The 26,614-nt window shown below is 59.0% G+C and carries 19 protein-coding genes and 6 pseudogenes; 6 read left to right on the top strand and 19 right to left on the bottom strand.

Translation table 11 applies throughout. The annotated features are described in order from the left end of the window. Positions 1 to 2: 2 nt before the first annotated feature. The 6 genes and pseudogenes from IPM54_11645 to IPM54_11620 all read right to left on the bottom strand — a co-directional run bounded on the left by IPM54_11645 (position 3) and on the right by IPM54_11620 (position 6,472). Positions 3 to 1,391, bottom strand: coding sequence for an FHA domain-containing protein (locus IPM54_11645; protein MBK9260471.1), 1,389 nt, complete (start codon positions 1,389 to 1,391; stop codon positions 3 to 5). Next, a pseudogene (locus IPM54_11640) lies at positions 1,388 to 2,546 on the bottom strand (trypsin-like peptidase domain-containing protein). The gene IPM54_11645 and the pseudogene IPM54_11640 overlap by 4 nt, the downstream one beginning before the upstream one ends. Continuing rightward, positions 2,447 to 2,716: pseudogene (locus IPM54_11635) on the bottom strand (FHA domain-containing protein). Before IPM54_11635 ends, IPM54_11640 begins: the two co-directional pseudogenes overlap by 100 nt. Before the next feature lie 84 nt (positions 2,717 to 2,800). Next, entirely contained in the window at positions 2,801 to 4,069 is a 1,269-nt protein-coding gene (locus IPM54_11630; protein ID MBK9260470.1) for a Stp1/IreP family PP2C-type Ser/Thr phosphatase, read from the bottom strand. A gap of 3 nt (positions 4,070 to 4,072) precedes the next feature. Beyond that, entirely contained in the window at positions 4,073 to 5,695 is a 1,623-nt protein-coding gene (locus IPM54_11625) for an FHA domain-containing protein (GenBank protein ID MBK9260469.1), read from the bottom strand. Between the two features lie 111 nt (positions 5,696 to 5,806). Continuing rightward, positions 5,807 to 6,472: a hypothetical protein gene (locus IPM54_11620; GenBank protein ID MBK9260468.1), complete on the bottom strand. Its 666-nt coding sequence runs from the start codon at positions 6,470 to 6,472 to the stop codon at positions 5,807 to 5,809. Between the two features lie 301 nt (positions 6,473 to 6,773). Here IPM54_11620 and IPM54_11615 point away from each other — a divergent pair, with 301 nt between their 5' ends. Continuing rightward, positions 6,774 to 7,169 (top strand): hypothetical protein, encoded by a 396-nt coding sequence (locus IPM54_11615; GenBank protein MBK9260467.1) that lies wholly within the window; start codon positions 6,774 to 6,776, stop codon positions 7,167 to 7,169. Positions 7,170 to 7,303: 134 nt separating this feature from the next. Here the strand turns inward: IPM54_11615 and IPM54_11610 are convergent, their stop codons facing one another. Next, complete coding sequence (locus IPM54_11610) at positions 7,304 to 7,486, bottom strand: hypothetical protein (GenBank protein MBK9260466.1); 183 nt, start codon at positions 7,484 to 7,486, stop codon at positions 7,304 to 7,306. Positions 7,487 to 7,559: 73 nt separating this feature from the next. Further along, complete coding sequence (locus IPM54_11605; GenBank protein MBK9260465.1) at positions 7,560 to 8,258, bottom strand: hypothetical protein; 699 nt, start codon at positions 8,256 to 8,258, stop codon at positions 7,560 to 7,562. Between the two features lie 745 nt (positions 8,259 to 9,003). On the opposite strand from IPM54_11605, the gene IPM54_11600 reads away from it, so the two are divergent. Together IPM54_11600 and IPM54_11595 are read left to right on the top strand one after the other, a co-directional pair. Next, positions 9,004 to 12,213, top strand: coding sequence for an N-6 DNA methylase (locus IPM54_11600; GenBank protein MBK9260464.1), 3,210 nt, complete (start codon positions 9,004 to 9,006; stop codon positions 12,211 to 12,213). Next, positions 12,210 to 12,953, top strand: a complete 744-nt coding sequence (locus IPM54_11595) for a hypothetical protein (protein MBK9260463.1) — start codon at positions 12,210 to 12,212, stop codon at positions 12,951 to 12,953. The genes IPM54_11600 and IPM54_11595 overlap by 4 nt, the downstream gene beginning before the upstream one ends. Before the next feature lie 85 nt (positions 12,954 to 13,038). On the opposite strand, the gene IPM54_11590 is transcribed toward IPM54_11595, so the two are convergent. After that, on the bottom strand, positions 13,039 to 13,317 hold the full coding sequence (locus IPM54_11590; protein MBK9260462.1) for a hypothetical protein: 279 nt from the start codon (positions 13,315 to 13,317) through the stop codon (positions 13,039 to 13,041). A 1,074-nt stretch (positions 13,318 to 14,391) separates the two neighbouring features. Between IPM54_11590 and tnpB (IPM54_11585) the strand changes: the two are divergent. Together tnpB (IPM54_11585) and IPM54_11580 are read left to right on the top strand one after the other, a co-directional pair. After that, positions 14,392 to 14,767 (top strand): annotated as a pseudogene (gene tnpB, locus IPM54_11585) (IS66 family insertion sequence element accessory protein TnpB). A 113-nt stretch (positions 14,768 to 14,880) separates the two neighbouring features. After that, a pseudogene (locus IPM54_11580) lies at positions 14,881 to 16,473 on the top strand (IS66 family transposase). Between the two features lie 405 nt (positions 16,474 to 16,878). On the opposite strand, the gene IPM54_11575 reads toward IPM54_11580, so the two are convergent. The 9 genes and pseudogenes from IPM54_11575 to IPM54_11535 form a co-directional block, all read right to left on the bottom strand. Then, the gene (locus IPM54_11575) at positions 16,879 to 17,133 is read right to left on the bottom strand and encodes a transposase (GenBank protein MBK9260461.1); all 255 of its coding nucleotides are present in this window, start codon (positions 17,131 to 17,133) and stop codon (positions 16,879 to 16,881) included. Next, complete coding sequence (locus IPM54_11570) at positions 17,094 to 18,167, bottom strand: IS66 family transposase (GenBank protein ID MBK9260460.1); 1,074 nt, start codon at positions 18,165 to 18,167, stop codon at positions 17,094 to 17,096. Before IPM54_11570 ends, IPM54_11575 begins: the two co-directional genes overlap by 40 nt. Before the next feature lie 269 nt (positions 18,168 to 18,436). Then, positions 18,437 to 19,180, bottom strand: coding sequence for an IS66 family insertion sequence element accessory protein TnpB (tnpB, locus tag IPM54_11565; protein MBK9260459.1), 744 nt, complete (start codon positions 19,178 to 19,180; stop codon positions 18,437 to 18,439). Positions 19,181 to 19,429: 249 nt separating this feature from the next. Further along, a pseudogene (gene fumC / locus IPM54_11560) lies at positions 19,430 to 20,820 on the bottom strand (class II fumarate hydratase). A 29-nt stretch (positions 20,821 to 20,849) separates the two neighbouring features. Beyond that, complete coding sequence (locus IPM54_11555) at positions 20,850 to 21,470, bottom strand: Uma2 family endonuclease (protein ID MBK9260458.1); 621 nt, start codon at positions 21,468 to 21,470, stop codon at positions 20,850 to 20,852. A gap of 110 nt (positions 21,471 to 21,580) precedes the next feature. Continuing rightward, on the bottom strand, positions 21,581 to 21,724 hold the full coding sequence (locus IPM54_11550) for a universal stress protein (GenBank protein ID MBK9260457.1): 144 nt from the start codon (positions 21,722 to 21,724) through the stop codon (positions 21,581 to 21,583). Positions 21,725 to 22,035: 311 nt separating this feature from the next. After that, the gene (locus IPM54_11545) at positions 22,036 to 22,794 is read right to left on the bottom strand and encodes an SUMF1/EgtB/PvdO family nonheme iron enzyme (protein MBK9260456.1); all 759 of its coding nucleotides are present in this window, start codon (positions 22,792 to 22,794) and stop codon (positions 22,036 to 22,038) included. Between the two features lie 280 nt (positions 22,795 to 23,074). Next, a complete protein-coding gene (locus tag IPM54_11540) occupies positions 23,075 to 24,808 on the bottom strand; it encodes a M20/M25/M40 family metallo-hydrolase (protein ID MBK9260455.1) in 1,734 nt (577 codons plus the stop codon). Next, entirely contained in the window at positions 24,781 to 25,014 is a 234-nt protein-coding gene (locus tag IPM54_11535) for a hypothetical protein (protein MBK9260454.1), read from the bottom strand. The genes IPM54_11540 and IPM54_11535 overlap by 28 nt, the downstream gene beginning before the upstream one ends. A gap of 809 nt (positions 25,015 to 25,823) precedes the next feature. On the opposite strand from IPM54_11535, the gene IPM54_11530 reads away from it, so the two are divergent. Beyond that, positions 25,824 to 26,066 carry a hypothetical protein gene (locus tag IPM54_11530; GenBank protein MBK9260453.1) on the top strand — a complete coding sequence of 81 codons (243 nt, stop codon included), beginning with the start codon at positions 25,824 to 25,826 and terminating at the stop codon, positions 26,064 to 26,066. Positions 26,067 to 26,124: 58 nt separating this feature from the next. Here the strand turns inward: IPM54_11530 and IPM54_11525 are convergent. Continuing rightward, a pseudogene (locus IPM54_11525) lies at positions 26,125 to 26,580 on the bottom strand (mechanosensitive ion channel). Positions 26,581 to 26,614 lie beyond the last annotated feature (34 nt).

The following is a 26,614-nucleotide window of genomic DNA, read 5'->3' as shown; positions in this document are numbered from 1 at the left end:
AGTTATCGAAGCAAAGCTTCGATGAGGTCGATGCGCATGCCGAACTTGTAGGGTGAAGCTTTGACGACTTCGATGTTCCGTCCGGCAATCTTTTGCTCGCCTTCTTCCAAGTATTCCCCGGCGTTGATCGCAATCACTTTGCCCTGACCGTTGAAGATCGGACTGCCTGTCGTTCCACGTGTCGAAGAGGCGTCGTGCTGCACGAGCCAGTTGTCCTTGTAGGGCATGGGTTTTCCGGCAGCACCCGTGACACGACCGACGTGCGCTGCGAGAAACGTGGCTGCAGGGTTTTTGACATCCATCAATCGATCAGGGAATCCGATGACGTAGACATCGTCACCTGCACCAATTGCAGACAGTTCATTCTGCGTCGCGATTTCCAGCACCATGGCCGACCGCCCCCGAATGGTCACGACTCCGACGTCCGGAGTGATGCTGTTGGGATCCCCTTGCCGATAACTCGGGTGCGGGCGCATGTCGATCACGTCGAATCGCACTTCACCTCGTCCCTCGTTCTCGATCGCCTGAGGCGTTCCGCTTCGCTTGCGCGCTTCGTGTATGCACCGCGCGTTCGTCGCCAGGATCGACGGCCTCACGGCAAATGCCGTGCAGAAACCTTCCGAGCCCGTAGCAAGCATGAAGATGCCTTTGCGCGAACGGTCGTACAAGTTGCGACCAAAACTCGCGTTCGGAGGATGAAGCGTGCCGAGCCGCGTCTCGATTTCCTTTCGCCTGGGATCTTCGGGCGGCATCTGCGCGAGGTCTTCGCGCAAGCGCTGAATCTCGTCTTGCGATCGCGTGCTCCAGTAGATGAGTCCACCCAGCGCTCCGAGCGCGACGATGAGAACTGCACCGAGCAAGTACGCGGTGCGACGTTGCGAAGCTGTCGCTTCACTGACCTTGGCCTCGACCATCGCGTTGATCTCGATGGTTCGTCCGGGCCGCACACGAGCTGCAGCCGCGTTGACGGCAGATGAAATCATCATCGCGAGCGTTCGTTGCCCGACACGCGCTCCAGCAGCAGGTGCCATCGGTGGACGCGCTGGCACGGCAGGTTGCACGGGTGATGCGGCGGGGGCTGCAATAGGCACGAAATCGATACGGATTCGAGGTCCCTTGGCCCCGAGTGCAACTTCGTCACCTGATTGAAGCACGCGACGGTCGATGCGCGTGCCGCTCACGAACGTTCCATTGCGGCTGCCGAGGTCGACGACGATCCACGCGTTGCCTTCGCGCCGCAGCTCGGCGTGATAGCCGCTCGCTTCGCGATCATGGTGCGCGTCGAGCGCGATGTCGTTGTCCGGTGCTCGTCCGATACGCACGACGTTGCTCGTGAAGATGCGTTCGGCACCTGCGCGATGGCCGTAGGTGTGGACGATCCGAATGTTCATGGGGCAGTGACTCCACGAATCAGATCGATGCGCATCGCGATGCGGAAAGGTGATGCTTCGACGACCTTCGTTTTTTGCCCGCCAATCGACACGTCTTCTTCCTCGTCGACATGGGCCGCGTGTACGCCAATCACGTTGCCGTACTGGTTGAAAACGGGACTGCCGCTGTTGCCGCCGCGCGTGACGGCATCATGCAGGATGAGCGCCGTTTTGTCGGGCGTCGTCACTTCTTCATTGAAGCCCATCAAGCGGCCTATGTGTCCTGCGAGAAACGTTGCGCTGGGATTGACCGGATCCATCACGCGACCCGGGAAGCCGAGAACATGGACGTCATCACCAGGGCCGAGCGCACGCAGCTCGGCTTCGCTCGCGACGGTGACGAACGATGGAAGCGAGCCGCTGACGCGCAAGAGGGCGACGTCGGGCGAATCGGCACGCTTGGAATCGGAGCGATACGCAGGATGCGCGCGTTGCGCGACCACGTCGAACGTCAGGCGCGATGGAGATTCGTTCTGCACGACGACCGGTTTTCCACTGCGACTGCCGCATGACGTCACGCAATGGGCATTGGTGACGAGGGTTTGTCGGTCGATCGCAAAAGCACTGCAACAGCCGCTGATCCTGCGGCCGTCCACATAGGCGAGGACAAACAGCGCAGCTCGATTCCGTTCGTAGATCTCGCGTCCCGAAAACACCTTGGAAGGCAGCGTTCCGAGAGGCGTCGTCACGGGTTTTTGATCGAGCCCCATGTCCTTTGCGAGCACGTTTGCAGCTCGCTTCGACCGGTACACGGCGAGCCCCGCAATGACGAGCGCTACGAGCGTGACGACGATACCTCCCGTGAGGATCGTGTTCGCACGCTGCGCTTTGCGCGTCGCTTCATGCACCTTCTTTTCGACGATCGCGCGGCTCTTGTCGCGTCCACGCGTCGCATTCACGACGGCCTTCTCGACGAGGTGCCGTGCCGTTGCCAAGTCGACGCGACCATCGGGATCCGTCACGACCGTCGACAGTGGAGGACCAAGGATCTCGACGCGCAGCGATGGACCGTCGTCCTGACCGAATCGCACTTCGTCGCCGGCTTGAAGTGCATGCGAAGCAACTCGTTTGGCGTTGACGTACGTGCCTGTTCGCGAGCCCAGATCCACGAGCCAATACGCGTGGTTTTCCCAGCGAATTTCGGCATGACGCTGCATGACCCCGTGACGTTCTCCTCCCGCGAGAACGACGTCATTTTCTGGGGCGCAGCCGAACCGAACGGGCACCGCGGCAAACTCGTGAACAGCGCGAGCCGCTGCGCCGCGCGTGTGGGTCATGCGCAGCATCACCCAAGTATATCCCCTCTCCGCGGCGCAAAGCGCCGTGGAGAGGGGGTCAGGGGGTGAGGCATTTGGGCAGTTCGTAATCCGCTATGGTCGCAGCAGGTAATACGCAGCGACCGCGATGCAGGCGAAAGCACTCGCAATCATCATCACGATGAGCCATTGCGGTGCACTGTCGGTGGGAATGTCGACCGGATCGTCGAGGCCGTACGCACCACGATCCAGATCGGTCGACTCACGACCACGCGAATCACCGCGACGTCTTTCACTGTCGACACCGCGATGCGAGTCGTACGCCGAAGAACCGCCACCAAGTCCCACGGACACCTTGGCTTGATCGAGCTCCTTGACCCGACGGCTCGGATCCGGCGCCGAAACGGGCGCCGATGGAGACCGCTCGGGGAGCTGGTACTTGCGATAGCGAAGGCCCGTGATGTCGTCTTGCGTCGGCGCATCGAGCCCTTCGCCAATGAACTTCGAGATGACGACCGTCACGTTGTCGTGACCGCCCGCTTGATTCGCCCTGTCGATGAGCACCTTGCACGCTTCGTGCGGGTCATCGACGCTGCGCAAAACTTCGCGAATCTCGTCGTTCCGAACCATGCCCGAAAGCCCGTCGGAACAAAGCAGCAGCGTGTCGCCTCGTTTCAGTTCGACGAACGTGAGGTCGACCTGAACGCTGTCCGATGTGCCGAGCGCTTGCAGGATGATGTTGTTGTGCTCGAACGTCTCGGCTTCTTCTTCCGTGAGTTGTCCGGCTTCGATGAGCTGATTGACGAGCGATTGATCGCGGGTGACTTGGACGAGTTTGTCCCCGCGTAGGATGTACGCGCGACTGTCGCCCACTTGGCCGATGAAGAGATGATCATCGAGCAGCGATGCGACCGTGGACGTCGTGCCCATCCCTCGCCGCGTGCGATCGAGCTTTGCTTCGCTGAATATGCGCAGGCCCGCCGCTTCGATCGCTTGCACGAGACGCGACGCGAGATCGTCGTGCGTCGTCGGCGCCTCACCGGACATCATTTTCTGGAAGATGATGTCGACTGCGAGCTGGCTGGCGACTTCACCTGCAGCAGCACCGCCCATGCCGTCGCAGACGCCGAGAACCACACCACGTGCGCCAAGTGGCACGTCGCGCCCGGGTTCCATCATGCCGCGCTGTCCTTTCGACAAATCGGCAACGATGAAGTTGTCCTCGTTGTGCTCACGCACTTGGCCGACGTCCGTACGGCCAAAGAGGCGTAGTTGAATGTTGCTCGACACCTCCGCCGACTGCGCATGGGAAGACGCAATCTCGGCAGGCTCAGTAGAGAGCGAGGTTTCGGGCACGGGGTCTCGAGTGGCTTGTTCGCTCATGGGCTATGCGAGGTCCACCCGGAAGAGGTGCTGTCCAACGCGCAGGTAGTCGCCATTGTTCAGAGGAACGTCCCCGCGAATGGCGACGAATGTGCCATTCGACGAGTCGAGATCCGTGAGGGTGAAAGTCCCGGACATCGGCGCTCTGCGAACCGAGGCATGGCGCCTGGAAAGAAACGGATCAGCCGTGAAAACAATGTCACCCACCTCCCGCCCAATCACCGTCTCATCCCGGAACAAGTGGTGCACGTCGCGAATGATTCCCTCGACCGTGCGTTGGCAAAGACGTGCTCGACGCGTTAGCGAAGGTGAACCGAACAGCAGGGTCCCATGCTGGGACGCATGGCCTAACCCTCGTTCCGCGTCGCTCACGGTTTCGAACTGTAACACTTCCAAGCCCAGGAGAAGCAAGTCGCCATCTTTCAAGACATGCGGTTCCCAGATGCGACGGTAGACCCCGTTGGTCGAGCTCAGATCGCGGATGAACCACTTGTCTCCCTGAAACACCAGCCGAGCATGACGAGGGGACACGTAGTAGTCGTCGGCCAGCACGATGTCACCTTCCGTGCGTCCGATATCGACCTGCGTCCCCTCCAAAGGAAAAACCTTGCCTTCCGTGCCGTCCTCGGCGATGACGACCAGTCGCGCTGTTTTCGCCGTGCCGTCCGAAGGTTGCGCGACCGTCACGTTCGCCGCTGGAGCAAGCGTCAAGGCCGTGCGTTCGTTTCGACCAACCGAGCCCAAGGCCACATCGAGCGCCGCGTCGACGTCGGCATCGGCGCGAGACGCGCTGCTTGGTTCCTCGAGCGGCGCGCCGCAATACTTGCAAAAGCGCGTGCCTTCTGCCGAGTGTCCGTGACACCGAGCGCAACGAATCAGCTTCGGCGCAGCATTGCGCGTCGCGATACCCACGACGGGTGCGCCAACGATCTGCTCACCCTCGGCCGATGGTGCCGTCGGCGCAGCGGCCGTCATCGGCGCCGATAGAACCGGATGCGCGGACGGGATGACCGATGGCGACGACTTCGTAGGCGCCGACGATGCCGCAGGTACGACGACCGCAGGCGGTGCTTCGACAACAGGCGCTACGACTGCGGGCGGAGGCGTTGCAGTTACTTCGACAGGCGGTGGCGTGGGCGTCGAAGGCAAGTCGTCGCGAGCGCGTGGCGCCGTCGACACGCGTCCAATCGCAGCTCCACACGTCGCGCAGAAGCGATGCCCAGGCGGATTCGACGCGCTGCACGCAGGACAAATCGCAGGTCCTTCGGCGCTGAACGATTTGGAAAATTTGAACGACGGAGCTTCGGGTCGTTGACGCACCGATCCGGGGCGTCCCGATGAACCGGGAAGAAGTCCCGAACCCGAAGATGGAGCCGCCGACGGTCTGCTCTGCCGCCCCGATTGTGTCGTGCTCGTCGACGACGCATCCGTGTCGAGTGTGACGTTGTCGAACGCCGCAAACAGCGCCGCAGAATTGGGCAACGCGTTCGGGTCCATCGGCACCCGTTCGATGCCGCGTGGTGGCGTCGGCGGCACGCCTCGCGTTTGCGGCTTCAATCGGCGGCCGCAATCGAGGCAAAACGTCAAGTTGTCGGCGTTTTCACGCCTGCAGACGTCGCAGATCACAGGAGCGCAAGGGGACCGCGTAGGCGCGATCAAGTCAAGTATTGCGCGCAAGATCGTGCTCGGTGCCAAACGCGACGCCAAACGGCCGGGCGCTACCTCGAGCTGGCCGGCCTACTTTCGCCCAATCTCACTCCGCAACTCGAACTGAAACTCTGCGCCCCAAAACTGAGCTACCCCAGTTTCCCGAATCGTTCCGGCCGTGTCCGTCCAGCCGGCCATCAGCATCGCGCGGTACACCGCTCCAAACCCGATGAGCGCCGTGCGCGAAATCTCGACCTCGACCCCAAGCCCCCCAAACAACAACCCTCCGCCTGTCTCGACACCCCACTCGTTGCCGTACGCGAGCGCGCCGATTCCCCACGATCCATACGGCGCCGTGCGCGTACCCAAGTCGGGCAAGTAACGCATTTCCAAGCGCAGTTGCTGGAAGATGCCGAGCCGATAGAGGTTGCTCGAGTCCATCTTGGCAAACTGGTATGCGCCCCCGATGTACCAAGGCCCCGCGGAACGATAACCGCCGCGAATGGCCAACCCTCCAGCTCCTCCCAAAATGCAAGGCGCGTTCGCGCTTCCGGGCGATGAACACACCGCGCCCGGGTTGATGTCGTTTTCGAACACGATCGCGATCCCGTACTGCACGTATTCGACGTGAAGCGGCGGTGGTCGCACCACTTCGCGCTTCACGCCCGTGTCCTTCGGCGCTTCGGTCGCAGGCGCTTCAGTCGTAGGCGCGTCGTCACTCGCTTGGCCGTATGCGGGCGACGTCGCTGCGAGCATGCACGCACCCAGGACCGCTCCGAAAGCCCGTCGCGTGTTCACCCCACTCACGCTACGCGTCCGCGCTCCATCGGGCAACCGCGCGGCGGCGCCACAGGCTTGCGCATGCCCCGCGATCGATTCCCCATCCACGTCACTCGCCTGACACGCCGCGCGGAGCGCAGCCCCCCACGACACTCGCTTCGAGTGGTTCTCGTCCGCACCGGACGCAGTGCGGAGCCGCGGTAATACGCAGAAACGATCGCCATGACGTTTGGCACGCTTGACGACGCGCAGGTACGTCGCCTAAACGAAAACTCGCATGGAGATCCACCTCCACAATCGTGCAGTCAAGACAATCCGGCTCTCCGCTGCCGACGCCATCGAGGAAGGCGACACCGAAGCCTTGCGCGAAGACGTCATGGAAGCGTTCGACGAGACGCAGATCGAGGAAATCGAGCGTCGCATCGACAGCGGCGATTTCTTCGAATTCGTCACCGACGTTCTCGATGAATGGAGCGGCGACGACGTCGACGAGCTCTTCGAGCTCCTCGAAACACAACTCGGCGAGATCGGTATCGATCTCAAGTACGAGCGTCGTGACGACGACGAGGACGAAGAAGAGGCCGACGACGATGACGACCTCGACCTCGACGACGACGACGAGAAAGACGACGACGAAGAAGAGCTGAAAGAAGACGACGACGAAGACGACTGACGCTCGTTTTCACGTCTCTTCGTTGCTTGCTTCGCACTGACGAACCTCGGTCGACTCCGGGGTTTTTCGTCGTCTGCATGCGCTGGCCGATTCCTACGGTTTCGTAGGATTGGTCGTGCTTTCCTCAATCCGCCTCAGCGTACCTGTCCTTCGACGTAGCTCGCGCATGGACGCTCGTTCGCCGCAGGCTTCACGTCTGCGCGCACGAGATGATCGCATCGCGCGTCACGCGAGTCCGCACATTCTTTCCGCGCCGTACGATCGTCGTGTGGTTTGTCCGTCGGAACGCTTGGAGCTCCAAGCTTTGGGCGCGTCACGCGCGGCTCATGCACCTCGCCCCCGGCCCGAGCTAGGCGGTGAGGCGCTGAAGCGCACCGTGCTCGCCGTCGTTCAAGTGCCTTCGGTCGTCGTATTGACCGGTGCACCTTTTGACGATTCGTTGACTTGCAGGTCTTTGAAGAAGAGGCGCATTTCGTCTTTGCGGCCGAGCTTGATCAAGACGGCCTGAATGGCGCGTTTGGCGACGCCATTGTAGGCAGTCAAAAATGCTTGGCGAGCGGCGACGAGCGCCGCGGTCCCTTGAATGGTTTGGCCGGTCGAAGAACCTTTGCCCGAAATGGCCGCATCCAATTCTGCTTTTGCGGTTTCGATGCGCGGTTTCCATTTCGCGGCATCGGGGAGGTTTTTATTCGTCTCGACGGCGAAACCTCGCAAGATGTCCCCTGCGCGTTGGCTGAGGTCCGCGGGTTTCAATGACGCAATGGCGCCCAGGTTGCCGCCCGGGAAAAAGGCGTCGACATCGCAAGGCTCGTCATCGTCCAGCGAGCTCGTGTAATGGTAAAACTTGTCGATGTTTTTGCGGAGCGCCGCCGTTTTTTCGGTAACGTCTTTGCGGTCCGAGCGAACGCCGCTGCGCTTGATACCTTGCTTTTCGAGCTCGGTCGCAACGGCCGTCATTGCCGAAGCGACGTCGGCCTTGACCGCGGCAATGTTGACGATATTGGTGAGGCCATCGAGTTTATCGATTTCGACCAAGAAATGGTCGCCATACTCGAAGACTTCCAAGTAATCGATATGTTCATCGGCCATCGGGTCTTCCTTTCACGTGAATGGTTGCAAGGAACTGAACGGCAATATCATCATTTGACGTTGGTGTGAAGACAGATTTGGCGTACGGGTGATGCACTGTATGGCGATCGAGTGGGCAACTGGGCGACGAGTTGCGGTTTCGAGCACGATCGGATGAGCAACTGGGCGCCGATTTGCGGCTTCGAGGGCGATCGGATGGGCAACTGGGCGGCCGAAAATGCTATCGATCACACAAAGACGTGGCAACTGGGCGGCGAGTTGCGGCTTCGAGGGCGATCGGATGAGCAACTGGGCGACCGGGAATGCTGTCGATCGTACAAAGACGTCGCAACTGGGCGACGAGTTGCGGCATCGAGGGCGATCGGGTGGGCAACTGGGCGGCGAGGTGCGGTCGTTGTCTACTTTTCCGGGGAAAGAGCCCCGTACCATTGTTGATGGTGGTCATGCAGCGCTCATGAGCGCTCACGATGGGCAACCTGTAATCGGAGATCATTCCACGATGTGATAACCATGTAGTTGCGGCAGTACCGATGAGGTTCCGGAAACCGTTGCACGTTCCAGCTCGTACGTGTCCTGCTTTCTTGGTATTGGGACACCGACGAGAGTTCGTCTTTCTAGAACGCACACGACACGCAATTAGTTTGCCTGCGAGCGATGTTTCATGGCAGAAGGAGGTTCGTGCTTCGTATCCACTGTTGCCTGTGGTAGAAGCCTTTGACAACCGCCCCGACGAACTGGTTAACCGATGCCCACCGTGCTCACGAATGACGCTCCTCTGGCCGACCTGGTTCGCGCCTATGGCTGCGCGGACATCGTACCCTTAACCACCTCAAGGGTAAATTCGCCGAATCAGATTCCCTATCTTGATCTGCTCGCCAAGCACGTTCGGGATACCGCAGCTCTGCTGCCAGTCGCGGTCGCCGAATTTCAAGGGCGCCCCGTCATGTATTTTCTCGATGGACGCACGGGCGAACCTGACTCTACCGGTCGATTGGAGCTGCAACACCGGCTGGCCAATCGCGGCGATCATGCGGTGCTTGCCGTGGTGCGTCCGGGGGACTTGACCCTTCATCCGTTAAACCTAAACAGGGAGCTGCTCAACAAGCATGGCTTAGGGCGCACCATTCGGGCTGCGGATGCAAATGCGCCGTTCATTTTTCATTCCATTGCCACAGGAAGCTTCAAGCTAAAGGGGCAACCGGAAGACGTCGATCCCGTTTTCAGAAGGATTCAAGAGCTGCTCGAACTTGCGGTCGAAGATTTGGTCGAGACGCGTGAGCTCGACGGAATGGATGTTCTGTCGATGACCGGCCGAGCGTTGTTCTTTCGTTTCTTGATTGATCGCCGCATCGTCGAAGCTGACGATCTTCAGGAGATCTGCCCTGCTGCATTAGCAGGCCCCAAGCCTCACGATTTGAAAGCTGTTTTTTCGACGCCAGAGCGCGCAGCGCAGACGTCCACGTGGCTCGATCAAACATTCAATGGCGATTTGCTTCCCTTGGTAAATACCTTGAACCAGGCGACTTCGCCAACGCAACGACAAAAGGCATACGAAGAAGCGTATGCGGATGCGGGAGCCAGAAGCGAAAATCTAGTATTTCGTCATCTTGAAGCCATCCTGCGCGGCTGGAAGCAGATAAGATCAGAAACGCAATTGACTTTGCCTATTGATTGGGATGACCTGAACTTCCGCCATATTCCCATCGGAGTGCTCAGTCAAGTCTACGAGGATTTCAGTCATAAAGTGGATCCGCATGGTTCGCGCGATCGTAGTGTGCATTACACGCCGCGAGCATTGGCCAAGCTGCTTGTGGAGCAGGCCCTAGCGGGTGTAGATGCGCCGCATAATGCCCGCATTTTGGACCCCTCCTGCGGAGCAGGAGTTTTCTTGGTGCTTGCACTACGAGAGCTCGTGCGCCTCCGCTGGGAGCACGACATAGAGCGGCTCCGTGGCAATGCCCGACGTCCCAACAAGGCGGTCATTCAAGCTATTTTGCATCAGCAAGTTCGCGGATTTGACATTAGCGAGTCTGCTTTGCGCCTGGCGGCACTCGCGCTCTACATCACTGTCATCGAACTCAACGAGATTACCCGTCCTCCTTCAGAGCACCATGCGGGCAAGGCGCTCAAGGATTTGGTGCTTTTCGACAAGCGTACGGACGAGGAAAAAAGGGAACAGGACAAGAAGAAGCGAGAGAAGCAGCCCAAGGGTGACGACAAGAAGCCAAGCGGTTTTGTGCTGGGAAGCCTTGGCGACACCGATTTCAACAATTATTTTCATGTAGTCGTCGGTAATCCGCCATGGACGCGATTAAAGGACGACGGCAAGTCCACGATTGATAGCGCTGGAACGCGAATCGCCCGACGTGTTCTGAAGGACCGCAAACTTGAAAAATTGGCCAAGGGATATAAGAATCCAGGCGGCGTGCCGGATTTGCCATTTCTGTGGCGCGCCATGGAGTGGCTAACACCTGATGGGATCATGGGGTTCGCACTGGATGCGCGTTTGATTCTCTCTCCTTCGGGCCCAATTGCGAAAGCAAGAAACGCACTGATGCAAGCGGTGTCCGTCACGGGAATATTGAATGGATCGGATTTGGAGGAAACTCCCGTCTGGCCCGGCATGAAAATGCCCTGGATTCTCATGTGGGCACGTAACGAAAAGCCAGCTCTCGAGGAGCATGCATTTCATATTATCACGCCGGTGCGCGAAGACGAATTAGCAAGAAATGGGAAGTTTCGCCTCGACTTCCAATCAGCCTACACTGTACCGGTCAAGAAGGTCATCGAATACGGCTGGCTGTGCAAGGCCCTAGCGATTGGCACGACGCTGGATGCACAGGTGATGGAAAAAATGGTCATTGCAGCGAAGCGGCAGTCGATCAGCCATATCTGGGGGCAGAAGGACGGTAAACTCCCCAGCAATCGCGGTCTCGACATCAAGCCGCTAAAAGCGACCGCTGCGCCTGAGTGGTTGCTTGAGCTTGAGGTATTCAATGATGAGGATCCTGGGTTATTCTCCACCAAATGTTATCCAACATATCGAAACCTTTATGGTGACCGCCGACCCAACAATACTCGCAAGATAGAGAACTTTTATCACCCCTTGACGCTATTTCGCCGTGCACCAGGCGAGACGCGTGAATCGACGAAATCCGTACGCCTATGCGGGCGCAATATCGCATTTTCGAAGAATTATTTTGGCTATTCAGCATCAAATCATAGCGAAAGCGACATGCTGATCGCCCTCCTTCACTTGTTCGCACACAGCTCGCTTTTCCAGCACTTCACATATATGTTCAGTGCTCAGATCGGAGCGCGGAGGCGTATCATCGACAAGAAGGACATCGACGCATTCCCATTCCCCATTCTTGAGGAACTATCCGAAGCCGACCGCAAGAGAGCCGTGGAGCTTGCCGACGCGCTAGATACGCATAGTACGAAAGACTGGGATGCGATTGATACCTTTGTTTGCAAATTGTTCGGCTTGACCAAAGCCGAACAGCAAGTCGTGGAAGACACGGTCAAGTTTAATGGCCCATATCGGGTGGTGCGTAAGCGCGCTGCACAACCCACCCCAACGGACGAGGTAAAGACGTTTGCGAGCACATTGGAGAAATCTTTGCAGCCATTTTTCAGAGTGGCCGGCCAAAGGGTAAGAGCAGCGGTAGTACCACCCATTGAAGGCAAACGGGTACAACAGCCGTGGCGCTTCGTGACCTTACTGCTGGACGGCGATTCTTGGACACCATCGCCGACGCTCATTGCTGATATCATGGCGGAAGCGACGAAGACCTCGGCCAGTCGGGTGGTGATGCCCCTACCCGAAGGCGGGCTCATGATGGGGCTCATCAACAAGCGCCGATTCTGGACCCGCAGCCGCGCGCGGCTTTGCGCATTGCATATCGCGCATGAGCAGCTAGAGAAATGTTTTCCTCTTGGGGGCGACCAATGAACGCCGGCTTTTTCACGCAGCGCGGGCGCACCTACAAGGTGCCTCACGACCGCATTGGAACCCGGTGGGTGCTCATCGCGCATCAAGCGATCACCCGGGCATTCGACATCATGCGCCAGGAAGGTTTCGTACTTCAGCCAGCGTCAGAAGTCGATATCACCGTGAAACTCGAGAACGTATTGAATAATGAAGTCCTGAACCGAGGTGAGGTCGACGGCTTCGACAAGATCTTCTTTGGCAAAGTAAGACGTGTCGAGGTCGTGAATCATGACGGAACGAAGAAGTCCAAGAGGCCCGACTTGTGCTTCGAGCTTAGGCGTGAAGATCGCGTGGATTGGGATCAACTCCAAGATGCCCTATTTGCCGAGTGCAAACCCGTTGACAGGGACCATTCGCTCAATGGGCACTATTGTGCTGTTGAAAAGGACTGCACGGGCATCGAACGCTTCGTCATAGGCGACTATGCCTGGGCCATGGAGGAAGCCCTCATGATTGGCTATGTGCGTGATGGCTTCGCCATTCTGCCAGATCTCGCCAACGCGCTCACGGACCCTGACCGGCGGGCAAAGCTGGGTGAGCCAACTGCGCCAACTCCGGTCGACGCTCGTCCGAATCGACAGCCCCGCAACGCACTTTACAAGACCACGCACAAACGCTCGTTCCGGTGGCGCGGCGGAAAGAAAGCCACCCCAATTGACATTTTTCACTCCTGGCATGACTGCGATAGACAGTCTGGATAGAGCGCCTATTGCTTTCGGTCATGCCGCGCTAATGAGCGTTCGCGATGGGTAAATTGTAATCGGAGCTCATTCGGCAATGTGGACGTTAATCGACCTCTTTTATGTTGAAGCTATAGGAGGGATCCAGGCGCGGCATATAGAAGTCGAGCTCAACGCCGCACGGAAGGGCCACTTGTCGGACACGATCACCGTCGACGATGTACAGGTGATCACCGAGCTGATACAGTTCTACCGTCATATCGGACGCAATACACGAGACCTCCGCGCCATTCAGCTTCCGTGAACGATAAAACGTACACGGCATATCACAGATACCCCCGAGCACGCCCACATCCTGCGCCGGACCAATGGGCAACGGTAGCATGAGTCGGATAAGCATATAGTCGCGGCAGCACCGACGAGGTTCCGGAAAACATTGCAAGTTTCCAAGCTCGTACGTCTCGTACTTCCTTGGTACTGGAACGCCAACGAGCTTGGCTGCTATCTTTCGCCGAGATAGCTTGCTCAAACGACAACGGTCCGACGGATTATCGTTCATGTACGCGGCTTCCAGCGGCGACAAATCACGATTTGGAATATTCGTTTCGAGCACCGCGCATGCGCCCTCAGGAATCTGGATGATGGGATTGCGTGAGGGGTCATCGATGTCACGGGTGACATCCAGGCCATCTTCTTTGATGGTGAGAAATCGACGAGCCTCAAGACGATATTCGATGGTCTTCCGCGCTCCATCAGGACCGAGACAAACAATTCGAAGATGGGATGGAGATGCTTCCTCGGCGGAGCAAAGGTCAGCAATTGTGTATGAAGTCGCAAACGCGGGCCCTGCGAGGCGGAATGTAACATCTGACTTCGGCCTCTGATTTGGTGAATTCCCCTTTGGAAATAGGTACGGGGGCGTTGCGAGTCTTGGCCAAGATGGCCCCGATTCTTCACGCTTGTTGTAATAGCCAAATGTGTCTACTTTGATAACGATAGGGTGCTCACAAGATGACATCCGCAGTTCTTCAACGTAACCATCCGGCCATCCGCACCGGAGCGGGCCCTCGAGATTGCACTATGATCGTGCCCACGACAGGAGGTCGGGATGGCACGGAGAAACGCATCGCAATGGGCGAAGCTTGTAAAAGAGTGGAAACGTAGTGGCGAGCGGCAACCGAGTTTGGTGCGCGTTGGTGTCGAGGCGCATTCGCTTCACTCGTGGCGTTGGCGGCTGAGAAAAGATGGCTTGCTCGACGACGAGCATGCCGCGCAGACTTCTGCCGCACTGATTTCTGCCTGTCCACGTCGTCTCGCGAGATTGCGGGCTCGTGCAGGGACATGACCAGCACGTCGATATCGTTGTCGACGATCGCAATACAGTGCGCGTCTTGCCGGGGATTCGACGATACGACGCTTCGCCGAGTGCTCGATGTGCTGCAGGAAGGGCGATGCGATAATGTTCACGCTTCCGCCTGCATTGCGCATTTATTTGGCTGCGGCGCCACACGGATCTGCGCAAAGGCTTCGATGGTTTGTCCGCCGCCGTGATGCAAGTCATCGGCGAAGACCCGGCGTCAGGGCATCTTTTTGTTTTCAGAAACCGTCGAGGTGACCAGATCCGCGTCCTTTTCTGGGATCGCACCGGATATTGCATCTTCGCCAAGCGGCTTGCCCAGGGCCGGTTTCACCTGCCAATGCCCGTACCATCCAGCGCTCGTCACGTCGAAGTCGACGCCGCCGAGCTGGGATTGCTCCTCGAAGGTATCGACTTGAGCGATGCACAGCGACGCAAACGCTTCAGGCTCGTGCGCCGCGCGGACAATGCTGCCTGAAGTTGACCGCCACATCTTGTGGTTTGCCCTCGAATCGTGGGAAAACTCCGGCGACAAACAGAAAGTTTGTCGTTCTGTTGGCCACTCGCAGCGCCATCCGGTACGGGGCGCTCATGTCTTCCCCTCGACAAACTCACGCCACGATGACCTTGCCGACGTACGCGCCAAAACTCCAGGCGATGGCCGAAGCAGGCCGCATCGACGAAGCTCATCGCGCTGGTCATGGACCTTTTGTTGCGGGTCAAAGAGGAAAACACGGCGCTCGCCATGCGGTTGCAAAAGGCGTTGCGCTCACTGTACGGGCGCAAGAGCGAGAAAATCAGTACCGAAGACCTGAAGGCAATGCTCGCGAAACTCGGCGAAGATGACCCGAAGCGCCGCCACCCGCCACCACCGAAACCGCCCGCGCCCAGCCGCTCAAAGGCCACAAGGGCGCAATCCATTGCCGAGCAACTTGCCTCGGCAACAGAAGGTGATTGCCGTGCCCGAAGAGCTGCGAAAATGCGCTGCGTGTGGCGCTGACAAGACGTGCATGGATTACGTCAAGAGTCAGATTTTGGACTTCATTCCGGCCAAATTCGTGGTCATCGAGGAGCTTCGAGAAAAACTCGTGTGCGGCGTTTGTGATAAGGGCGTGGTGGTGGCGCCGAGCGAAAAGTCATGGATAAAGGGCGACCCGGCTCGGGACTGCTCGCGAAAATCGTCGTCGATAAGTGCGAGGATTCCATGCCGCTTTATCGGCAATGCAAATTCGCGCGCATGGGCGTACCGCTGTCGACATCGACGATCGGAGACTGGTCGGCTTTGCGCTCGATGTGCTCGCCCCAGTTGCTGGGCGCGTCGCGGAAAAGGTGATTGCATCCCAGTACATCAATGCGGACGACACGGGTTTGCCGGTGCTCGAGCGAGACCATCCAAATGGCGTGAAACGAGGGCACTTGTGGGCGTATTCGGGGCGGGACTCGTCGCATTCCACTACACGCCGAATTGGAAGGCGGATGGGCCGGCAGAATTTCTCCGATGGTTTCCGCGGCCATTTGCAAGGCGACGGGTACGCCGGGTACGAAAAAGCGCTTCGAGATGCCATGGATGGCGATACGGAGATCGTTCCGGCAGAGCGTCGTCTCGGCTGCGGGATGCATTCGGCGCAAATTCGAGGAAGCTGCGAAGCTCGGCGATGTCCGAGCGGCCGTGGCGATCGAATTTCTTCAAGGCGATCTACAACCTCGAGCGCGAATACAAGGAGCACAAGCTTTCCAGCGAAGATTCGGCTCGCGCAAAGGACGTTGCGCAGCGTGCCGCTCGTGGACGAGCTCTATCAATGGATTCGCGACGTCAAGCCGCAAGCGATTCCGAAAACACCGCTCTACGATGCGGCGCGGTACGCTGAAAAGCAAGAAGCTGCGTGGCGTCGGTGCTTCTCCGGATGGCCAATTCGAGATCGACAACGGCGAAGCCGAAAGACGATTACGTTGGGTTGCGCTAGGTCGAAAGAATTTTTTTTTGCAGGATCTCACGCCGGCGCAGAAAGGCTCGCCGTGGGCTACACGCTCACCGGATCCTGTCACAAAAACGGGCTCAATCCGCTCGAATACCTGACAGACGTGATCGAAAAGCTGCAATCCGACTGGCCCATGAGTCGCCTGGATGAGCTCTGCCCAACGTCTGGCGCCCGGGCATTGCCTGAGCTGATGAACGACATCTGAACGCTTCATCGCATCGTCGGCGATGCGGGCGCATGCGTGTGCGCGATGCACGCGTCCGCGTTGAGCGTAGCACGTGCACGGCAGGCGTCGGGTGTAGTTGGTCGGGCGGATACTCTTCAACGTAAGTCCTCGCTCCGCCCCGTCGTGACGTCGTTTCCGTTTCGTGGTTGGCGGCGGCATCGATGGCCGGATGGCGAGCTGTGCCAGGCACGTTTTCATGCCCGCGGCAAGCATGAATCGTGCGTTTTCTGCGATTTGCGGTCGCGCGACACACGAATGCACTACTGCGCGAGCATGACGTCGCCGCCGCATACCGACGGCATGCTCATGCAATGGGCAAGCCGGTACGCTCTTCGCGCTCATCCGTCAGCGCGGCAATCTTGCGCGTTGTCGATTCAATACCCCTCAGGGATTCGTTGCGACCTCGTGTGGCAACGGAATTCGTTCACTACGCAGCGCTGCGATGACCGCGCGCTTCAAATAGGCTTTCGGGTCGAGACCACATAGCTTTGCGCTTTCGACGAAGGAATAGAATAGCGCAGCGACCTCCGTCCCGCGGCGGGAGCGCGAGCCGTAATGATTTTTCCTCCCCACCACGATTCCGCGTTGACTCCGCTCGGTCAGATTGTTGTCGATCGGAATTCTCGGGTCATTGAAAATCGTTCGAGGCCGCTTCTAAACTTGGCTATGTACTTGAAGGCATCGTCGAGGCTGCTATCCGGGACGACCGGCGTTATTGCCACATAGGCAAAGAGCTCGCCGAGAATTCGTTTCGATCGCTCTTGTCGTAGCTCGAGGCGCATCGTATCGCCGTCAGGACCCGTGGGGCAAAGCGCCTCCACTTCATAAAGCTCGCGAATCATGTCAACGGCAACTTTGCTTTGCGCCGGGAAGTCTTTTTCAGCCTTGATGAATGCGCGACGCGCGTGCGCCCAACAATGCGCCAAGGTCAAACCGTTCGACTTTTCCAGCGACTTGTACACACCGTAGCCGTCGCACACGAGAATGCCCTTGAAAGCCCCCAGCACCTTTGCCCCAACTTCTGCCGAGCGGCCATCGTGAATTTGATACGCCACCGCGTCGGGTGAGGCAATGGCCCACGCATGCCACTGCGATGGCTTATTGTTCTTCTTGCCCAAGAGCGGCCAACGCGTTTCATCCGCTCCGATGACCGGTTTGCTCGAGATGTATTGATTCAACTCCACATACGCCGGCGCCAGCAACCGAGCCACCCGTTCGATTTGATCCCATAACGTTTGTGAATCGACGTCGAGCCCCTCGCGCTCCATCTTGCGCACTTGCCGCTCGAGCGGGTTGTGGTCGCAATATTTGTCCGTCGCGACTTCGACGGCAAAGTCAATCGAATATCGCGCCCCCTCGAAAAGCTTGAGCGGTCCCGGTGCCGTTTCGATACACGCCTGGCAACGACAGCGATACTTCTGTCGCTTGTGTTTCTTGATGTAAAACCGCCGCTCGACGACGTCGACTTCTCCCGACTCCTCGAATTGACCTTCCCATTCATCGAGCTGCCCGCCGCAAGACGCACACATTCGCTCCGCTTGTTCGCTCGTGTGCACGACTTCGATGACGGGCAATTTGGCTTGCACCTTGGGACCGTGTCCTTTTTGAGGTGGTTTCGGCGAATCGGCGGGCTTGTCGCCCGGGCGTTTCTCTGATGACTCGCCAAAGAGCATCTCGTTTTCAAGGCCAGTTGCTTCTCGAGCTCGGCAATGCGCAGCGCAACTTGCTCGGCGCCTCCACCTTTCAGCGTCGCGAGCTCTCGCGTCAGCTCGATGATCTTTTGCGTCAGCCGCTGATTTTCTTTCTCGAGCAGCGTCGCTGCCTGACGGAGAATCTCGGGATTGGTTTCTTTGTCCAAGTGCAAACGCATTTCGATTGGCAGTCATTATGGTACTGCCAATCTGGTTTGTCCAGGGGTCCGAGGAAAAATGTTGGAAAAACTTTAGCCCCAGGGGAGCACTCGTTCGGCGCGTGTGTAGACCGGTGGCGACAAGGGCATGCGCGCAATCAGCTCATTGCCTTCGAGCAATAACGCAAGCTCGCTCGTCGTCAGCATGAGCGGTCCTTCGCCCTTGCGTGCCCAGGGCGCCGCAAAATGTCCCTTCGCCAGGCGCTTGGCAAAGAGACACAAACCGGTGCCATCCCAGAAAAGCACTTTGGCTCGTTTGCGCGTGCGGTTGATGAAGAGGAACAATTCGCCCGACATCACGTCGCGGCGAAAGCCTTGCTCGACGAGCGCCGTGAGCGCATTGAATGCTTTGCGCATATCGACCGGCTCGCGATACGCGTACACGACGACCTGCCGCGTCGACCCAATCACGACAGCCTCCGAATGAGCTCGGCAAGCGAATCGATATCGAGCCCTTCGATGCAAAGACCTCCTGGGCCACGCACGACAAGCCGCTCCTTCGCCGAGCCAGCGTGCTCGTCGACGATTTCGAGCCGCTCGAAACCAGCCGCGCCGATTCCGACGATGCGCCTCTTTGGGGAGACGTCCAGCTCCGCAATGTTGGTACCCCGATTCCGAGCTCCAAACAAATCTTTGCCGGCGATATTCTTTGCTTGCGTCGTGCGAAAAATATTCGACCGCACGTCGACGCACCTCATCAGGGTAAGGATTGCCACGTCCCCGCCGCCCAACAATCGCACCAACTTGCGCGCGAATCCAAGCTGCCTCTTCTGCCATGCGCATGTTCACGCTCCTTTCGGAGCACGGTGAAATCACAAGGTAGCCGCGACTTCACGACGGGGCGGAGCGAGGACTTACGTTGCATCGTCCGTCCCGAGCCTGAACAGGCAGCCCTGCTCGACCGCCTCGGGCTACGCCTACCCGAGCGCATCCGGACCCCACGCGTCGCGTAGATTTGTAGTGCCAACTTTGGGCCGTAAGTGCTTGAAATTATTGATCTGCCCTGGCCCAACTGCGGAAGTTGGGCTAGCTGGATTTGATGGGGCCCGTCATGTTCTCGGGTCGCACGGCAGCGTCGAACTGCTGCGCAGACAACACGCCCATCGCCAATGTCGCATCGCGCAAGTTGGTATTTTCCAAATGGGCCTTGCGAGCGATTTTTGCCGCGACGTCGTACCCCACGAGCGGGACGAGGGCCGTGACGAGCATCAAGCTGCGTTCCAGGTTTTCGGCAATGCGAGGCGTGTTCGGTGCAATGCCCACGGCGCAATGGTCGTGGAACGACGTCATGGCGTCGGCAAGCAGGCGTATGGATTCGAGCGACACGTGAACGAGCAGGGGTTTTGCCACATTGAGCTCGAAGTTCCCGCTGGCTCCGCCGACATTGACGGCAACGTCATTTCCGAGCACTCGGGCCACGACCATGAGCATGGCTTCGGCTTGAGTGGGATTGACTTTTCCGGGCATGATGGAGCTTCCGGGCTCGTTTTCCGGAATCGTGATTTCGCCAATTCCTGCGCGCGGGCCGCTCGAGAGCCACCGAACGTCATGGCGATCTTCGACAGACTGGTCGCGAGCGTTTTGAGCGTACCATGAAGAAAACCACGGCGTCGTGGGAAGCGAGCGCTTGGAATTTATTCGGCGCCGTAACGAACGGTAAATTCGTCAATCGAGCAATCGTCTCGGCAACTCGCACGGGATAATCGGGATGCGTATTGAGGCCCGTGCCAACGGCGGTTCCTCCCAGAGGGAGCTCGTACAGGGGCGGCAGAGCGCGTTCGAGCATTGCGCGACATGTGTCCAATTGCGCGACCCAGCCGGAGATTTCCTGCCCGAGCGTCACCGGAGTGGCGTCCTGCAAATGGGTTCGTCCGAGCTTTACGATATTGGAAAATGCTGTTGACTTTTCGAATAACGTCGCGCGCAATGTTTCGATGCTCGGGAGGAGCGATTTTGTTATTTCGGTCGCCAATGCGATGTGCATGGCCGCGGGGAACACGTCATTCGAGCTTTGGCCGAGGTTGACGTCATCGTTGGGATGAATTGGTTTTCGATCAAGGGGCGCCGCCTGTTTCGATGGCGCGATTGGCGATGACTTCGTTCGCGTTCATGTTCGTCTGCGTGCCGCTACCGGTTTGCCAGACGGACAAGGGGAAGTGGTCATCGAGTTTTCCGCTGATGACTTCGTCTGCGGCGAGAGCAATGAGTTTGCACTTTTCGTCCGCGAGCAGGCCCAGGGAATGGTTCGTCTGCGCCGCGGCTTTTTTGATGATTCCGAGCGATTCGATGAAGCGCCTGGAAAAACGGTCGTCACCGATGGCAAAATGGGCGAGCGAGCGCTGGGTTTGGGCGCCCCAGTAGCGCGAGGCGTCGACGTCGATGGGGCCGAAGGTATCGGTTTCGGTGCGGGTCGGCATGCGGGAAGTGTAGCAGATGCGAAAGCTGCTCAGCCTGCCTCGTCTTCCGTCGGAGGTCCGCCTTCGATGACGGGCCACAAGAGTCCGAGGTCGAGCTCGATTGCGTCGAAGGGGGGAATGCGAACGTGTACATTGCCCGCATGCATGCCGGTCATCACCCAAAAACCGTCCGCATTGAGCGTGAACACTTCAATGGTTTGGCGGATTGGATGGACGAGCCAAACGTGTTTGACGCGTTCCCGCGCATAGATGGGCATCTTGTCGATGCGATCTACTTTTTCGGTCGACGGGCTGAGCACTTCGCAGACCCAATCGGGCGCGAGCGTGAAGTATGCCGTGCGCGGTAAGACCGGCATACGTTCAATGCGCCATCCCGCAATATCGGGGGCAAGGATGTCTCGGTCATCTTTGGGGCCGAAATGAAGCTCGGGCTCGTCGAGAATGTGCCAACCTCCAGGGCCACCGCGACCAATGTCGAACGGACCGTTCACTTCTGAACCGAGACGTGACGCTGTCTTCGAGTGGGCGGGCGCGGGCTTTGGAAAAACGTGGAGGACTCCGTTGATGATCTCCGCGCTCTTGTGTTCCGGCACAGCGGCATAATCTGCATACGTGGCGCGACGTCCGAGCTTTTCAGCGGGCAAACCCATGGTAACCAGTATGCCGTGGTTTGGACGGGGAGGCAAGAGCGACGGGCTGCACGATATGCCGAGAGCTCGACGGCGTCATCACGTCCGCCGCCGAAACGCCGAAATGACGTTCAATCCTTTTTCTTGCTCGGAACGACGAGCACGGCACCATCGTATTTGCGCACGATGCTGGTCGAAACGCTGCCGCCCAAAAACGTCATGAGCTTGCTCGACCTGTCCGAGCCGACGACCACGACGTCGGCTTTCCAAATCATGAGCTTTTTCGATGATGGCTTCGATGAAGTCGCCCCGAAGCATCTCGCCTCGCGCATCGATACCAAGCCCCTTCAGGACGCGAATCCCATCCTCGACGTCTTGCGCGGCGTTGAGGTTACCGCCCGTGTGCTGTTCGGGATCGGACACGGAAACGAGCAAGACATCCGCGCCTTGTATCGCGAGGAGCCTCGATGCTTCTTGCAGCGCGTGGATGGCCGGAAAGCGACCGTCTGTCGTCAAAAGGACTTTCATGAGCTTACCTTTTGTGCGCCGTCGCCGCGAGTCAAGGGCTTCGTTGCACCATCGTCACTCACTGCCCCTCCGCGTCCTTGCAGCACCGAAATCCTTCCTCGTAGCCGTAATCGTCTTCCTTGTGAAAACCCACCGTGGGCCTGCACCGCCCGCGCACGGGGCCCCACCAGCCGCCCTTCAATCCGCTTCGATTCGGATATTTTTGCTTGGGCCGCTCCACCCATTCGTTGATGTTCCCGTTGAGTCGTACACGCCAAACGGAGATACACAACGAGGCATCGAGCCCGTCGGCAAAACGCTGATCCATCGCGCGAGCTCCGCCTTGCATTCCGGGCTTCTTCATGCACCGCTCGTACTTCTTCAGCGACTTTTCCCGCTTGCGGTATTCCCGGTCGATGTTGCACGCCGTCGCATCACGCTCGTACCCGTACGTGTACGGCAGCATTGCCTCGCCCTCGCATGCGAAGTTGTATTCCGCCTCCATGCAGAGACGTTTTCCCTTTTCCTCGCAAAGCTTCTTCGCATCACCCCATGATACGAGCAATGCAGGCAATTCGCCCTTCTGGTTCGGCCATTCGTACCGATCCATGCAAAAACGCATCGGCACGCGCTTTTTGGAAAGACACACCGACGGCTCTTCGTACCGCATACATCGCTCGCTCACGGTGCTCGCTTGATTGCCGCCAGCTTTCTTCTTTCTCTTTTGATCCGTATTGAACTCGCTATGGTGCTCGATGCATTTCTGCTGCACCGTGGGACAATAATCGCCCGCGACGAGCACCATGTCGCTCGGACACCCTTCGCTCGTCCCAGGCAATGCCGCGTCGACGTCTGCATCCGCATCCGCTGCTGCATCGTCGACATCCGCGTCCGCAAAATCTTACCGCGTCGTACGCTGCATCGAGCGCCGCGTCGAATGCAGCGTCCGCCATTGCATCGGGACCTGGTTGCGCATCATCGCCCGCGTCCGTCGCAACGACGTGCTCGCGATTCAGAACACGCCAGCGCCGTCACGGACGCCGAAAGCAATGCGCAAAAGACAGACCCTATCCCCAAACGACCGGAAAACGACGGCATCGCTCGTTTCTCACACGAAATCATCGGCCGGGTGCCGGAATGATCTTGAGCGGTAAGCGCTTTCCTTCACGCTCGACTTCCACCGTCGTTTCGCGCCCTGGTTCCAGCTCCTGCAAAGCATATACGTAATCGTGCACGTTCGTGATGTCGTGCGTTCCGAGCTTGACGATCACGTCACCCGCTTGCAATCCCGCTCGAAGCGCCGGTGAATCCGGCCGGGCACCCGTGAGTTTCACGCCTTTGCCCTGCCACGCATAATCGGGAATCGTCCCGAGTGACACTTTGAACCCGCGACCCGTTCCGCTTCCTCCACCGCGATGCGGATCCGTCGACGGAGGGTCCACGAAGACGAGCCGCTCGGGCCGCTGCGCAACGGCAAGCGTCAGGCGCGCCGCAAGCGTCGCGGCCAAGTCGATGCCACCCACGTCAATCTTCTCCGCGGTGTCGCTCGGCAAGTGATAGTCGTCGTGCACGCCCGTGAACAAGAACGCCACGGGCACTCGAGCCGCCGTGAACGGCGCATGGTCGCTCGCGCCAAACCCTTCCGCTCCGAGCTTCAAGTTCAGGGACAAACCTTCGTTCGCCTTCTGCAATAGCTCCGTCCACGCGGCGGACGTGCCCGTTCCATCGACGACCAACGTGCGCTCGCGCATGCGACCGACCATGTCCGCGTTGATCATCGCGACGATCGACGTCATGGGCACGGGCGGATGTTCGACCCAGTGACGTGAACCGAGCGTACCGAGCTCTTCGGCGCCGAACGCGATGAACACGACGCTTCGCGACGACTTTTCGGGCAATTTCGACAGGCGCCGCGCGACATCGAGGAGCAACGAAGTGCCCGATGCGTTGTCGTCTGCGCCGTGATGAATTGCGCGCGTCCCGGGCGCGCGAGACGACGACGTGCCGCCCATGCCGAGGTGATCGTAGTGCGCGCCGATCACGACGTATTCGCTGGCGGTTGGCGAGTCGCTTTTTGCAGGCAAACGCGCGACGACGTTCCATGCATCCGCCATCGTCGGCTCGATGCGCGTCGTCATCTTGACGTTCACGCCTGCAAGCTCTCGCGGTTTGACGGCGGCCTTCGACGCGGTCTTTGCAACATCGTCCCACTTGATGTCCGGGAAGAGTTGTTTGGCGACACTGCGTTTGATGACGACGCCCGGAACGCCCATGCCGCGCGCATCCGCAGGCTCGAGCGGAAGCTCTTCACCCGCGGCGACGATGATCACGCCCGCCGCTTTGTGTTCGCGAGCCGTGCGCAGCTTGTACCGAGCGCTCTTGAAGTCGCGCAGAGCCTTCGCTTGCTTGTCGTCTGCTGGTGCGGGCGCGCCATCGAGGACGAGCGCCACTTTGCCTGCGATTTCCTTGCCCGCGTAGTCGTCCCACGTCACGGCTGGCGCGGTGACGCCGTGCCCCACGAACACGACGACGCCTTGTGCTTCGCCGCTTTCGGAACCATCGGCTGTGATGCTCGCGCCGTCGGCGAGCGCCGTCGGCTTTTGTTTTGCGCGTGAAACATCGAGCTTCGGGGGTCGACTTTTTGCACCCACGCGAGCGGAGAACTTGTTGCGGAACTGCTTGGCCGCGCCATCTCCGTCACCGAACGGTTCGAGGCCGAGCTCCTTGAAGCGTTGTTCGATGAGCTCGGCGGCGAGCTGCGCGCCCTTGTCGCCCGTTCCGCGACCGCCAAAGTCGTCGGACGCGAGGCGCTTGACGTCGTCCGTCACGCGCTGCAGATCGCTCGTTTCGATGGGGTTTTGGGCTTGGGCGCGGACGTTTCGACGATGTCCGGCGGAAGCGGCGGCGGCGGCGTCAGCGGCTCGCCCGCGGGACCGCACGCGGCGAGCGCGACGAGCAGCGGTGCGATTGTCCAGACGAACCTTGCGTGCTTCGGGCGCGGAAGCGCTTGTTGGGACGAGCTTTGAGCGGGACCTTGTCGAGTGATCGTCGGCTTCACGAAGAGCGCGTCTACCACGAACGGGCGAAGGAAGCTCGACTGCTGCGTGGGCGTGTCACCAAGACGAGGACCTTCGGCGGGAGGGAGGAGACTACAGTTGATGGTGGGTGGGTAGCTTTGGGAGCTTTAATGACGTGTTTTTTTGATGCTCTAGGCATTCGCAATCGTGTCTTTGTATCGGCGCTGCGATTCGACATATTGAATAATCTTCATTGGAGTTTCGAAACCAACTTGCCACGTTTCCTTCAATGAATTGGTTTCTGTGACTCAACGGTCAATGACCGACCTTCACGCAGAGGTGAAACTCTAACCCAAGGTCGATGCGCACCCGTGCGCCAGAGAAAAAACTCTACCCAACGGTCGATGAACGACCTTCACGCAGAGATGAAACTCAGACCCAAGGTCGATGCGCACCCATGAGGCAGAGAAAAAACTCTACCCAACGGTCGATGAACGACCTTCACGCAGAGATGAAACTCAGAACCAAGGTCGATGCGCACCCATGAGGCAGAGAAAAAACTCTACCCAACGGTCGATGACTGGCCTTCTGGAGAGATGAAACTCAGAACCAAGGTCGATGAACGACCTTCACGCAGTGAAACGACTCATCACCAAGGTGACGACTTCTGCGCGCCCTTGACGAGCTCCACCGACCGCCGTCCGATGCTCTTCGACGTCGGCCGGAGCGATGTGCCGGTCCTTCGCAAAGTCGAACTCGCGCGGCTTGCCTGCACCGGAACGTCACGCGGATCGTCGCCGCGTCACGCACCAGCTCCACGCGTAGCTTGTGGTCCGGCCAGCACGAGCTCGTGGGCGTCGCCTTCCTCGCCAAGCTGCGCATCCTGGCCCTTGTCGCGCACGCGATCACGCGTGAAGCGCAGCGCCTCCGTCGCCAGCCCAAACGCGGCCTCCGCCGTATGAAGCGCCTCTTCGACGCGTTTGCGATGGCGCGCCGCTTCTTCCGCTTCGCGCTCTGCCTTGGTCTTCGCTGCCTCCGATCAGCTCGTCTCGCCAGCTTGCCACGAAACCTCCAGGGTGATGATTTTCCGTGACGGTATCCGTCAGAACGACTCGGTTGTAAAGCCTGGAACGATGAAGGCAACAACCAATTCAGTGTGAGCGGTTCGGCGGGGACGCACCCGAGGGGCCAAACCCCCGCGGCATCGACTCGACGTGCAACGTCTGCGCAGGAAGCGCGATGGCCGATCCGTTTGCTTCGATGACCTCCATCAGCCCAAGCAGGGTCTCTTCGCGCCAGGCCAAAAACTCGAGCCACTCTTGACTGAGCAGCCACACGTTGACTTCGATGACCAATGCGGAATCGCCAAAGCCGATCAGATGCACGAGAATCGTGTCAGGAAACACATCGGGACGTTCGCGCAGGTATTCGCGCATTTTTTCGATGATGACGCGCACCGTTTCGGGCTTGGTCGAATAACGTAGGCCAAACTTCGCGTTCAATCGCAATCGATCGCGCGCTGCATAGTTTTCGATGCGCGTATCGGACAACTTCCCGTTCGGCATGGTGACCACGGTTCGGTCGAGCGTGCGAATGCGCGTCGATCGTAGTCAATTTGTTCGACCGTACCCGTGAGGTCCT

This window comes from Polyangiaceae bacterium, from assembly GCA_016715885.1.
Classification (GTDB): Bacteria; Myxococcota_A; Polyangia; order Polyangiales; family Polyangiaceae; genus Polyangium.
The sequence above is the reverse complement of the archived record's forward strand: the minus strand, read 5'-3'. Positions and strand labels throughout refer to the sequence as shown.